This is a genomic window from uncultured Chloroflexus sp., from assembly GCF_938091255.1.
Classification (GTDB): Bacteria; Chloroflexota; Chloroflexia; order Chloroflexales; family Chloroflexaceae; genus Chloroflexus.
This window is the reverse complement of sequence record NZ_CALLJH010000039.1, coordinates 81,273-92,774: the sequence shown is the minus strand read 5'-3', so window position 1 is coordinate 92,774 and position 11,502 is coordinate 81,273. Positions and strand designations below refer to the sequence as shown.

Here is an 11,502-nt window from a genome sequence, read left to right as displayed (position 1 = left end):
CGTGGCGCAATCGAGGGATGGAATGAACGCGAATATCAGCCCATAGTCTCTTGCTAGCTAGGCCAACGCAGGGATATACAGGATGTGTCTGAACAATGCTCACTCGGAGACACAAGATGCGCTGAGGTGTGCTTATCGTATCGTTGGCGCGTAGCGAATGGTCAGTACGGATCCTCGCCTATCGTCCATTCACCGCTCTTTTCAGACACCTGTATGTGGAGATGCAACCACACGTTGTTACCTAGCGTCTTCATCATAGCGAACGCGGCCTGATGTCTTTGGGGCAGGGTTGAAAAAGAGTTCTAGCGACAGGCACCGCCTATGCGACGCTTTCTTGTGCTCGTCATCGCGCTCTGCCTGATCGGTGTGGATCACGCAGTCTTAGCTGGCTCACTGCCAACGCGTGCGACGATGCCGCAGGCGCGCACGGCGCCGCCAACTCGCCCCGGCCCGACGATTGAAGCGTATGTACGCCCTGCATTTGCGGCGCGAATGAGGCGTTTGCGCAGCACGATACTAGCGGCGGCGGCGCGGCATAATCATCCGCAGTTGTCGGGGATGAGCGACCGCGAGTTTGCCGTAGTGATGGCAACGATCCTCTACAACGAGAACTTTGGGTGGGCAGAGGAGCTGGCTCCGCCGTTGCGGATGGTGACGCCGTGGTACCAAGCTGCCCAACAGCAAGCCAATTTGAGCGGCATGGGGGCCAATTTTAGCGTCTGGCCGGCCAATCTGCGGCCCTCGGTGGCGGCCGAGATACTGGCTGGTGAGGTGCCGCTTGCTGACGGGAGCATGTTACGTGTGCCGCTACGGGTGGAAGGCAGTCAAATCGATCTGACGCAGTATTCCGATCGACGGGCCTTGTTTGCCGCGATCACTGCTGAGATCAGCACTGATGAGTTAGCGATCAACTACCTTGCTGCTAACCTCGAACGCGGTATCTTGCGTGCTGCTGTTGAAGGTCAGCCGATTTCGTGGCGCACGTTGGCCGCGTGGCACAATCAGGGCATCGTTGATCCGGTGGTGATCCGGGCCAACCCGACCGCCCGCGACTATGTGCGGCGTGCGTCGGCCTACGTGCCGCTGGCCCGCGCCTTGTTTGCAACGACGGGGCGGGCTGAGATGCAGGCAATGTGAATTGTTAAAGACGCGCAGGGGTTAACGCACAGGCGCAAAAGGCGCGAAGAGCGCGAAGGATTTTGGATGGAGATGTGTGAATGCTGGGGGGCGCTAAGATGATAGTAAATTGTAGACCTATCACAAGGTGTTCTCTATCCTCCCTTACATCCTTATCCATAAAAACCTTTGCGATCTTCGCCCCCTTTTCGTTTTTTGCCGTCCTTGCGCCATTACGTTAACCGCCGCAACACCCATTTCGCCGCTTCCAACACCGGTACGACCGTCAGCGCTACCAGCACCACGATCAGCCAATCATTGAGTGAGAGCGGAAAGGTGCCGAACGGTTCGTGCAGGAAGGGCACGTAGACCACCCCCGCCAGCAGGAGCAGTTCCCAGAGGATGGCGAGGTTGAGCCAACGGTTGGCAAAGGGGCGGTGAAAGACTGATAGGTGATCAGAGCGGAAGTTGTAGGCTTTGAAGAATTGGATGAGCACCAACGAGACGAAGGTCATGGTCATCGCCTCAACCATGCCACGCCCGCTCTGCACGGCCCACCCGAAGAGCGATAGATTGACCAGCGCCGACCAGAAGCCGCCAATCATCATAAGCCCGACCACTGGGCGGGTGAAGATGCCGCGGCGCGGATCGCGCGGCGGTTGGCGCATGAGGTCGTCGTCGGGCGGATCGACGGCCAGCGCCAGCGCCGGCAGTCCGTCGGTGGCGAGGTTGACGTAGAGGATTTGCACTGCGGTGAGCGGCAGCGGTAAGCCGGCTAGCGTCGCGCCAGCCATCAGCGTGATCTCGCCGATGTTCGATGAGAGTAAGTACATCAGGTATTTTTTGATGTTGCCGAAAATGCGCCGTCCCTCTTCGACCGCCGCTACGATCGAGGCGAAATTATCGTCGGTAATGGTCATCGCCGCCGCCTCTTTGGTGACATCGGTGCCGGTGATGCCCATCGCAATGCCAATGTCGGCCTTCTTGAGCGCCGGTGCATCATTGACGCCATCGCCGGTCATAGCAACAACGTAGCCTTTGCGTTGCAGCGCCGCTACTACGCGCAGCTTGTGCGCTGGAGCGACGCGGGCATAGACATCCACTGTCTCGACGATGCGGGCAAAGGCGTCGTCACTGAGCGCATCGAGTTCGTTGCCGGTCATGACTCGCCCGTGGCTGAGCAAACCCAATTCGCGGGCAATAGCGGTCGCGGTCAACGGGTGATCGCCGGTGATCATCACGACCCGGATGCCGGCCTGCTGGCAAGTGGCGATGGCGGTCTTCGCTTCGGGGCGGGGCGGATCGATCATACCAACTAGACCGAGCAGGGTCAGATCATGTTCGGCATCGTCTAGGGTGGCCGGAGCTTTGGTGGCGATGGCCAGCACGCGCAAGGCAGCGCCGGCCATATCTTGGGCCGCGTTTAGCACTCTTGCCCGATCAGCATCGGTGAGCGGGGCAAGGCCGGTTGGCGATAGCCAGTGGCTGCACGCCGGCACTATCACCTCCGGTGCTCCCTTCGCATACGCTACCGTGACGCCATCTTCATCATGGAGCGTGATCATCCGTTTGGTCTCGGACGAGAATGGGATTTCGGCCACCCGCGGCGCTTGGGTGATCAATTCATCAACCACTAAGCCAGCCTTTACCGCCGCCACTACCAAAGCCGCTTCGGTCGGATCACCCTGCGCCTGCCAGCGTTCGTCGCGAAAGACGACGCGGGCGTCGGAAGCGAGCACCGCGCCGCGCAAGAGCTGGCGGACGGCTTCATCAGGCGGGGTAGGCCGATCCGCCAGCCGGAATTCACCTTCTGGCGCATATCCCGATCCCGTCATCTCCCACCACTGGCCGGCTACAAACAACCGGCGCGCCGTCATCTCGTCTTTGGTCAAGGTGCCGGTCTTGTCGGTGCAGATCACCGATGTGCTGCCGAGCGTCTCGACGGCGGGCAAGCGCCGCATCAGCGCATTGCGCTTGACCATGCGCTGCACGCCAATCGCCAGCGAGATAGTGACGACGGCAGGCAACGCTTCGGGTACCACTGCCACTGCCAGCGCAATCCCAAAGATGATCATCTCGACCAGCGGCTGGCCGCGCCAGAGACCGAGCACGGTAATCGCGGCGACGATTACCAGCGCCGCCCGCGCCAGCGTATGCCCCACCCGGTCGAGATTCGCTTGCAACGGCGTGCGGCCGGTCTCGATGGTTTGCAACATGGTCGCAATCGTGCCGAACTCGGTCTGCATGCCGGTCGCGACCACAATCCCGCGCCCACGGCCATAACTTACCGATGTGCCGGCATAGACCATATTCCGCCGTTCGGCGACCGGTGCCGTAGCCGGCACGAGCAGATCAACCGTCTTCTCGACCGGCAGCGACTCGCCGGTCAGCGCGGCCTCTTCGATCTGGAGATTCACCGCCTCGATCAGGCGCAGGTCGGCGGGTACCCGATCACCGGCGCGCACCAGCACCACATCGCCGGGAACGAGATCGCGCGCCGGGATCGCTTGCTCAACGCCATCGCGCAATACCGTTGCATTGGGCGCAGCCAAGCGGCGCAGCGCCTCAATCGCCCGCTCGGCGCGGTATTCTTGGATAAAACCGAGCAGCACGGCGAAGAGCACAATCACGATGATCGCAATCGATTCAATGCCGTGACCGAGCAGCAACGAGAGGCCAGTGGCAATAAGCAGAATGATAATCAGTACATTTTGAAACTGAGCGAGCAAGATAGCCCACGGCGACACTCGTGCCGCCGCTTGCAGCTCGTTAGGCCCGTAGTAGGCCAAGCGACGAGTGGCTTCGGTGCTGGTCAAGCCACGGGGCGAACTGTTCAATTCAGCGTACACATCGGCGAGATCACGAGCGTGCCACGATGAACGCGACTCGGTGGAGGGCGGAGCGGTTATTGTCATGCGGGGGCGCTCCTGTGTTAATGGGACACGGATCGCCTCATCCGTGAACATCCGTGGTCTCTTAATCGCACACGGATTGAGGCGGAATGGGCACGGATCACATCATCCGGGAACATCTGGCACATCCGTGCCGATCCGTGGTCTATTCTACAATAGCACACATAGGTACGGATAAGATTATTCTGCTCACCAATGTACGGAACAACCCGATCTACTTGCTCTGCTTTGCTGCTGGCAATCCAAAAGGCGCTCCTACCGCACTCAAGATTGCTGATCATATTCTTAGTCATCAGACCTAAACATTTGTGCTACAGTACAAATAGATCGGCTTGTTCCTCTGTTTGGAGTAGACTATGGCCCGCAGCAGTATCGAGTGGACTGAAGCCACATGGAATCCGCTCACCGGCTGTACCAAGATCAGTCCCGGCTGCAAACATTGCTACGCCGAGCGGATGGCGTTGCGCTTACAGGCAATGGGGCTGGAAAAGTATCGCAACGGGTTTCGTCTCACGCTCCACCCTAACACGCTGCCTGAGCCATTGCAGTGGAAGCAACCGCGCATGATCTTTGTCAATTCGATGAGCGATCTCTTTCATCACGATGTGCCGGTGACCTTCATTCAGCAGGTCTTTGCCGTCATGACCCAAGCACACTGGCATACGTTTCAGGTCTTGACCAAGCGGGCCGAACGATTACACGAGCTTGATCCGTTGCTAGCGTGGCCATCAAATGTTTGGATGGGAGTCAGCGTTGAGCGAGCCGACTATCTTGATCGTATCCATCGCCTACGCGAGACCGGCGCGACGATCAAGTTTCTGTCGTGCGAACCGTTGTTGGGGCCATTGCCGAATCTTCCATTGGATGGCATCGATTGGGTGATCGTGGGTGGCGAGTCGGGGCCGGGAGCGCGACCAATTGATCCGGCGTGGGTGCGCGAGATTCGCGATCAGTGTCAGGCGGCAGGAGTGGCGTTTTTCTTCAAGCAATGGGGTGGTCCGCGCAAACATCGCACCGGTCGCGTGCTCGATGGCCGCACATGGGATGAATGGCCGCAACGAGCGACGGTTCAAACAGCAGAGGTATCGTAGGGCGCATGGCACATCCCTCCTATCGTCTCGCCCGTAGCAGTCATCCACGCATAGCGAAGAGCCAATCGCCACCCGGTCATCTCGTACACAGTGTAATCCCTCGCATCACGCTCAATCCGCGAACGCACCTTGTTGGGCTGCTGTGCGGCGGGCAGCGCGTCGATCGGTAACGATGCGGCGGGCGCGGCGCGGCAGGGGTGTGCGTAGCGGTAAGGCAGGCACGGCCAGCAATACTATGGCTACGCCCACCCGCAGATCGAAGGTGGGAAGGGAGATGGTTGGGAAGGGATAATAGACCAGCACGGCTGGTTCGAGCAGGCGCAGCGCGGCAATGGTGATCAACGCTATGCCAGCGCTGATGCAGGCGATAGTGTCGTGGCGGTGCCAGCGTTCGCGCCGGTAGGTGGTGCGCGGCACGCTCCGGCTGAGTTGACGGGCGGCCCAGCCGGTGAGGAGCAGCCCGGCACCGGCGAGCGGAGCCATCAGCGGAAACGCCGCCGGGCCGGCCCAGAGCCAGCCGATCAACGCACCGGCAAGACTGCTGAGACCGGCCAGCAGTATGAGCATCCGTCCAGTGTCTGGGGTTGCAGCAAGCGTGCGTCCATAACCGCGTGCCTCTAACGCCTCAGCCAATTGCAGCGCCCGTTCGAGGCTGCCGGCCAGTAGCGGCCCGGCCAGCGCCCACCAACTGCGCAGGCCGCCAAAGCGATGACCACGCGCGCGTTGGGCAGCAGTGATGGTTTGGATGGATCGCACTAACCCCGGTGCAAAGGCAATTGCGATCGTGATCGCTAACCCCGCGTGGAAGAGCGATCGCGGCGCTAGTCGCAACAGCCGGTGGTGATCAACCAGTGCATTAAACGCGCCAAAGATCAGCAGTAAGGCCCACAACCCCAACCCGCGCGTCGCTCCCCATGCAAGCGCTTCGGCGGTGATCGGCCCACCCAGCACAATCGCGCCCAGCCAAATCGGCAGTTGCAAAGCGGGTAATGTAACGAGCGCCGTCGCGCCGCGCGGCCCACCCACCGTCACCACGGCGAAGATGATATAACCGAGCCAGAGGATCGCGCCGGCGCGGGCAAAGAGCGTGAAGCTGTGCGCCAGCGGGCGATCGTCGCGCCGGGCTGTAAAGACATACGTCACTGCGAGCATCAACAAGATATGGTAGAGCGGGTGGGGAGCCAGCGTCGCGATCGCAGCAGCGGCGACCAGCCACCAAAGCCATGTGCGGGTGTGCATAGTGAGCCTTTCGTCAAGCGCTAAGACGCAGCGTGAGCAAAGACGCAAGGTGTGGCACCACCAAGGCAAAGCGGATGCGAAGGTGCGTGGCGTTAGAAATGCCAAGGCGCGGTGTGCGCAAAGGCGTACTAAATATCCTTATCTCCTTCGCACCGTTGCCATCATTGTGACCTTGCGTTATCGCGTTCATATTCTTACTGTCAGCACTGCCAATACGACTACTTCACCGATTTCGCACATTGCGCCATAGGTGTCACCGGTAAGACCACCCAAATCGCGCACCCACCAGCGTGCCAGCAGATGCGCGACCGCGAGCACCAACGCCGCAGCGACAATCCCGGCAAGACCGGCGATCAGCCATGCGCTGCCCAACATCAGCACCGACGAGAGCCAGAGATCGCGCTGCTGGACGTGTGAGTTAAACATCCGGCCCAACCCACCTTCACGGGCAGGTGGGAAGCGATAGATGCCGTAGCAATCAGCCCAACGGCCAAGTATCGGCGCTAACAGCAACGCCGGCCATACCACCGTTGCGCCGGCAATAAACGCCACCTTGAGCAAGATGGTCATGATCAGCGCAATCGCTCCCATCGCGCCGATCCGGCTGTCTTTCATAATCTCGAGCTTGCGCTCACGCGAGCGCCAGCTCATCACTGCATCAAACGTATCGCTGACACCATCGAGGTGCATGCCGCCCGTGACAATCCCCCACGTGGCGACGACCAACACTGCCGCCACCAGATCACCCCAAAGCGGGCGGGCAACCGCATCGACGACGACCATTGCACCACCGATGACCAACCCGGCCGCCGGGAACCACGGAATCGCCCGCGCCACGCTCTGCTCGTTCATCGGCGGCAGGCCGGGCAGTGGGATAATGGTGAGAAACCGGATGGCTTCGAGCAGACCATTGGCAGGTCGAGCCGGCGATTCGCTCATAGTCATCCTCCGAGAGGAGGCACGGTATTCACCGTGCGGATAATAATTGACGCGCCGTAGATATCAAGCGCAGTGATGCTACCCAAATCGATCCGCCAGCGCCAGTGTTCAGCGATCGGGATATTACAACAAAAACAGAGCACTAGTTGAATAGGTGTGGCATGGGTCAGCACGAGAACCCGTCCGCCGCGATAGTTTGCCAACAGCTCCTGCCACGCTGCCGCCACCCGCGTCGCCGCCTCAGCCAGACTCTCGCCGCCGGTAGGTCGCCCGTTTATCCCTAACGCCCAACGTGCTTGGGCATCGGTTGGGAAGCGTTGCCCTACTTCACGGTAGGTTAGTCCCTCCCACAAACCCTGATCAACCTCGATCCAGCGCGAGTCTTCACGCAACGGGATGGAACGATGCTGCAGCAGGGCCGCAGCCAACGCGCGCGTGCGCTGGGTAGGGCTGGCGATAGCATGGGTAAAGGGCAACGCGCGCAGCCGATTCGCCGCCGCTGCGTGCTGGCGCAGGCCGTACTCGGTCAGCGGGCTATCGCCACGGCCCAGATACCGGCGAGCACGGTTGGCTTCGGTTTGGCCATGGCGAACGAGCCAGACACTGGTGCGCATTGTGTCGTTAACCCCCTATCCTCTCACTATTGACGGCACGCGCATTGGCGTTGCAGAGAGATAATACGATGTATCGTTGGCTCGATCAGGGAGCCGCATTGCCGTGCGGGGTTACCCTCGACCGGCCCCCCGCCGTCGACCGCCTCCCACCCTTGCCGTATGATCACGCCGCTGTAGGAGCCACACCGCCGTGCGGCTTTCCATTGGTACATCACTATTCGTTAATTCGTTCCTCTCATTCGTTGATTCGTTGCCGCCACAACAATACCGCCGATTAACAACGCCGCCAGCGCCGCAAAGCCCAGCCATTGCCCGGCAGTGCCGGTCGCCGGCGGTGGCGTTGCGGTGGGTGCTGCCGTCGCCGCCGGCGGTGGTGTTGTGGTAGGTGCTGCCGTTGCGGTGGGTGTTGCCGTCGCCGCCGGCGGTGGCGTTGTGGTAGGTGCTGCCGTCGCTGTCGGCGCTATAGTCGCCGCTTCCGCCGCTTCACTCCGGCATACATCGGCGAGTTCCAGATGAGGCGGAACCGCCCCGCCACTGGCATCACCCGGCCCCCATGCCCACCCGTGCAGATCGCCATCGCTCACCCGCACGCTACTCGCACCGAGGTTAGAGTAGCGCCACCCACCCGCTTCGCGCCGGTAGAAGGCCCAATACACCGCCCGACCCTGCTGATCGCGAGCACAGAAACAACTGGTGGCCGGATAATCACACCCTTCGCGCCCAATTTTGCATACCGCTGCGCCAATGCTGCTTTGCTGGCTAATGACCGGCAGGCCACTACGTTCGAGCAGCTCTAATCCGCTGATCGACGGCTCACTAAACTCGACGCACGCAGTAACAACTTCGCCATTGCCAAACCGCACGACTACTCCGGCGCGGTTAACCGCCGGTTGCGCGGCAGCCACGCCAGAGAGAAGCGCGATCGCGATTAAGCCAACAAGTTGAAAAATTCGCTTCATCGCTGTATGGGCACAGCAGCGCTGTGCCCTGCAAGCTATCTTCTCATTATCCTACCTGCGTCCGCCGCAACGCTTGCCCTGCCGCCAACGCCAGCAAGCCAGCCAGCGCCAGCAGCGGCAATAGCGGCTGTGCTTCGCCAGCAGTGCGCGGCAGCGTAGTCGCCGGCGCAATCAGGCTCTGCGCTGCTGGGATCGAGGTCGTCGCCACCGGCAATGCCTTCCCGACCAGCGCCGGAATAGCCTGATAGGTCGCGAGCGCATTATCATCGGGCATCGCATTTTGATAGCGGAACGCACCGCTGCTGTTTTGGAAGGCGGCCAACGCACTGAGTGGCGTCGCGTCGCTTTGCTTCCACGCTGCGCCGCTGGGATCTTCGCCGAGGGCAATGATGGCCATCGTCACCGCTGCCGTCGAGTTAGCATCGCTGGCATTGCCAAACGGCGATGTCTGCGAGTAGGGGAAGCCGCCATCAGGGTTTTGCTGGCCGCGCAGGTAAGCCCGCGCCGCGTTCAGCGCATCAGCGGCGCGGGCCCGGCCAGCCAGCGCCATCACTGCCAACGCCGTGGTGTTCGTATCGCTACCGGTTGCCGCCGTGCCATCAAAGCTCCAGCCGCCGTCGCGCAATTGCAGCGCGATCAGCCGGTCAATCGCCGCCGCTGGCGGTTGCACACCCATTGCCTTGATCGCTAATAATGCGAGCGCATGACCGTACACATCGCTACCGTACTGACCGGTCGTTGCGTTGTACGTTGAACCAAGCTGTTGGGCTAGATTGACCCCGCCGAAGTTGAGCGGATCGCTCTGAGCGGCGACGGCGGCCAATATCAGTTTGGCCGTCGCACCGGCTGATGAGGTGCCGTAGGTGGCTGCCTGCCCGGCGAGGTAGGTCACGGCATTGGCCGACGGTTGCTGACCACCAGCTACGAAAGCGACGATCGCGTCGGCTGTGTCACCCGGCCCAAAACCGGCAAAGCTCCCGTCGGCTTGCTGTTGACTGGCGACCCATTTCAGCGCCGATTCGACCGCCGTGCCCTGCGCAGCGACCGGCAGCCAAGCGGCGATACTCAACACCGTGGCAAGGAATAGTGCAAAAACCCGGCGCATCATGCAGATCCCTTTCGTTCAACAAAACATCACAATCCAACAGATCTATTGCCCCGACAACAAAAACCCCTTCCACGGCTGTGGAAGGGTGCGAAGGCAAGAAAGAACGCCAATCTTGCGCGCGCCTCACCCCCTTTCCAGCGCGGGTGTGATAGCGAACAAGCAGGGACGGGCATTCTGGCTCGTCGCCGATGGCGACCTACAGTAGCGTGGACTGCGCCGGCCTTTGACCGGACTTCCCCCAATTAAGCCCTTCGCTTCCTCCGGGCTCCCTGCTGGCGGGGTTGCTACCCCGCAATTACTTATATTCAATTGCGGCGATAGTACCATAATTGCTACCGTGCGTCAATGGAGTAGAGCTTGGCAATCTCCCTACTACCCTCTCGCTACAAGCGGCTTGCCCGTTTGTAGGCAAGGAGTAGGGAGTCGGGATTGTCAATCTTTCCCCATCTCCCTAACTCCCTCCCCATCACCGCAATTGCGCCAGCACCTCGGCCAACACCGCAATCGCCCGCTCGTATTCAGCCAGCTCGACGTGCTCGTCGGGGGTGTGGTCAAGGCGCGAGTCGCCCGGCCCGTAGGCGACGATCGGGCATTGCCACACCGGCCCGACCACGTTCATATCGGCAGTGCCGGTTTTGTGCAAGAAGGCCGGTTGACCGCCGTGTTGGCGGATAGCACGCACAAAGGCGCTGGCCAGCGGCGTGGTGCGTGAGCTTTGGAAGGCGGGACAGGCCCCTTCAAATCCTACCTCTGCCGGGCCGGCCAGCCTGCGCACGGTCTCGGCTAACTCGTGCGGATCAATGCCGGGTGGGAGGCGCAGACCAACAGTCGCTTCTACCCATTCACTGATTCCGTCGCTGCCACTGCTCACGCGGCGCAACGAGGGGATCAACTGCTCGAACAGTCGCTCACGCCCCGCATTCACATGCTGACAATGTTGTTCAACTGCACGCCAAAAATCAACCATCTGCTCAGGTGCGGCACGCTGTTCACCAGCGCTGTGGGCAGCCGGCTGCTGATACCGGTAGTGCGTCAGCAAGCGTCCTTTATACCCCAGCGTGATCCGATCCCAACCGCTTGGCTCGCCGATCACGCAGAATGCCGGACGATACCGGTCACGGGCGGCATGTGCGCCGCGCGAACTGGCCGCCTCTTCCTCGGTTGCACCGATGATCGCCAGCCGACAGTTAAGCGTGCCGGCCAATTCGGCCCGCCGCGCCGCCCACACAAACGTTGCCAGCGGCCCTTTGGCATCAACCGCGCCTCGTCCGTACAGTTTACCATCCTCGATCCGCACCGGCACCTCGCCCGGCACAGTATCAATATGGCCGAGCAACACCACCAGCGGCCCACTTGTGCCCACATGCCCAACCGCGCTGCCCGACTCATCAACGAATGCTTCCCAGCCAAAAGCCGCCATCTGCTCGACCATCACCTGCACCGCCGCCGCTTCGTGGCCCGATAACGATGGCGTGCGCAAGAGGCGAATGAGAAATTCAACCGCTTCATGCATTATCAAACTCT

9 protein-coding genes and 1 riboswitch are annotated in these 11,502 nt (G+C 61.1%); of the genes, 2 read left to right on the top strand and 7 right to left on the bottom strand.

Annotated features, from left to right (window positions below; all coding sequences use genetic code 11):
- The first annotated feature begins 321 nt into the window (after positions 1 to 321).
- Entirely contained in the window at positions 322 to 1,137 is an 816-nt protein-coding gene (locus Q1A00_RS13725; RefSeq protein WP_299757362.1) for a hypothetical protein, read from the top strand.
- Between the two features lie 212 nt (positions 1,138 to 1,349).
- Here the strand turns inward: Q1A00_RS13725 and Q1A00_RS13720 are convergent, their stop codons facing one another.
- Positions 1,350 to 4,031, bottom strand: a complete 2,682-nt coding sequence (locus Q1A00_RS13720) for a cation-translocating P-type ATPase (protein WP_299757359.1) — start codon at positions 4,029 to 4,031, stop codon at positions 1,350 to 1,352.
- A 353-nt stretch (positions 4,032 to 4,384) separates the two neighbouring features.
- Here Q1A00_RS13720 and Q1A00_RS13715 point away from each other — a divergent pair, with 353 nt between their 5' ends.
- Positions 4,385 to 5,119: a DUF5131 family protein gene (locus Q1A00_RS13715; protein ID WP_298402436.1), complete on the top strand. Its 735-nt coding sequence runs from the start codon at positions 4,385 to 4,387 to the stop codon at positions 5,117 to 5,119.
- 111 nt (positions 5,120 to 5,230) lie between these two features.
- On the opposite strand, the gene Q1A00_RS13710 is transcribed toward Q1A00_RS13715, so the two are convergent.
- From Q1A00_RS13710 to Q1A00_RS13685, 6 genes are all read right to left on the bottom strand, one after another.
- Positions 5,231 to 6,358, bottom strand: coding sequence for an energy-coupling factor transporter transmembrane component T (locus Q1A00_RS13710; protein ID WP_299757356.1), 1,128 nt, complete (start codon positions 6,356 to 6,358; stop codon positions 5,231 to 5,233).
- A gap of 186 nt (positions 6,359 to 6,544) precedes the next feature.
- On the bottom strand, positions 6,545 to 7,297 hold the full coding sequence (cobS, locus tag Q1A00_RS13705; RefSeq protein ID WP_298402438.1) for an adenosylcobinamide-GDP ribazoletransferase: 753 nt from the start codon (positions 7,295 to 7,297) through the stop codon (positions 6,545 to 6,547).
- Between the two features lie 2 nt (positions 7,298 to 7,299).
- The gene (locus Q1A00_RS13700; protein WP_299757353.1) at positions 7,300 to 7,911 is read right to left on the bottom strand and encodes a histidine phosphatase family protein; all 612 of its coding nucleotides are present in this window, start codon (positions 7,909 to 7,911) and stop codon (positions 7,300 to 7,302) included.
- 221 nt (positions 7,912 to 8,132) lie between these two features.
- Positions 8,133 to 8,870 (bottom strand): hypothetical protein, encoded by a 738-nt coding sequence (locus tag Q1A00_RS13695; protein ID WP_299757350.1) that lies wholly within the window; start codon positions 8,868 to 8,870, stop codon positions 8,133 to 8,135.
- A 46-nt stretch (positions 8,871 to 8,916) separates the two neighbouring features.
- Positions 8,917 to 9,978: a prenyltransferase/squalene oxidase repeat-containing protein gene (locus Q1A00_RS13690; protein ID WP_298402441.1), complete on the bottom strand. Its 1,062-nt coding sequence runs from the start codon at positions 9,976 to 9,978 to the stop codon at positions 8,917 to 8,919.
- A gap of 145 nt (positions 9,979 to 10,123) precedes the next feature.
- Positions 10,124 to 10,265, bottom strand: a riboswitch (cobalamin riboswitch).
- Positions 10,266 to 10,444: 179 nt separating this feature from the next.
- Entirely contained in the window at positions 10,445 to 11,491 is a 1,047-nt protein-coding gene (locus Q1A00_RS13685) for a [LysW]-lysine hydrolase (RefSeq protein ID WP_298402442.1), read from the bottom strand.
- Between the last annotated feature and the right edge of the window lie 11 nt (positions 11,492 to 11,502).

Excerpts from the sequence above, each read along its gene's own strand:
- Q1A00_RS13725 (WP_299757362.1), top strand. The coding sequence starts at position 322 with ATGCGACGCTTTCTTGTGCTCGTCATCGCGCTCTGCCTGATCGGTGTG.
- Q1A00_RS13720 (WP_299757359.1), bottom strand. The coding sequence starts at position 4,031 with ATGACAATAACCGCTCCGCCCTCCACCGAGTCGCGTTCATCGTGGCAC.
- Q1A00_RS13715 (WP_298402436.1), top strand. The coding sequence starts at position 4,385 with ATGGCCCGCAGCAGTATCGAGTGGACTGAAGCCACATGGAATCCGCTC.
- Q1A00_RS13710 (WP_299757356.1), bottom strand. The coding sequence starts at position 6,358 with ATGCACACCCGCACATGGCTTTGGTGGCTGGTCGCCGCTGCTGCGATC.
- cobS (WP_298402438.1), bottom strand. The coding sequence starts at position 7,297 with ATGAGCGAATCGCCGGCTCGACCTGCCAATGGTCTGCTCGAAGCCATC.
- Q1A00_RS13700 (WP_299757353.1), bottom strand. The coding sequence starts at position 7,911 with ATGCGCACCAGTGTCTGGCTCGTTCGCCATGGCCAAACCGAAGCCAAC.
- Q1A00_RS13695 (WP_299757350.1), bottom strand. The coding sequence starts at position 8,870 with ATGAAGCGAATTTTTCAACTTGTTGGCTTAATCGCGATCGCGCTTCTC.
- Q1A00_RS13690 (WP_298402441.1), bottom strand. The coding sequence starts at position 9,978 with ATGATGCGCCGGGTTTTTGCACTATTCCTTGCCACGGTGTTGAGTATC.
- Q1A00_RS13685 (WP_298402442.1), bottom strand. The coding sequence starts at position 11,491 with ATGCATGAAGCGGTTGAATTTCTCATTCGCCTCTTGCGCACGCCATCG.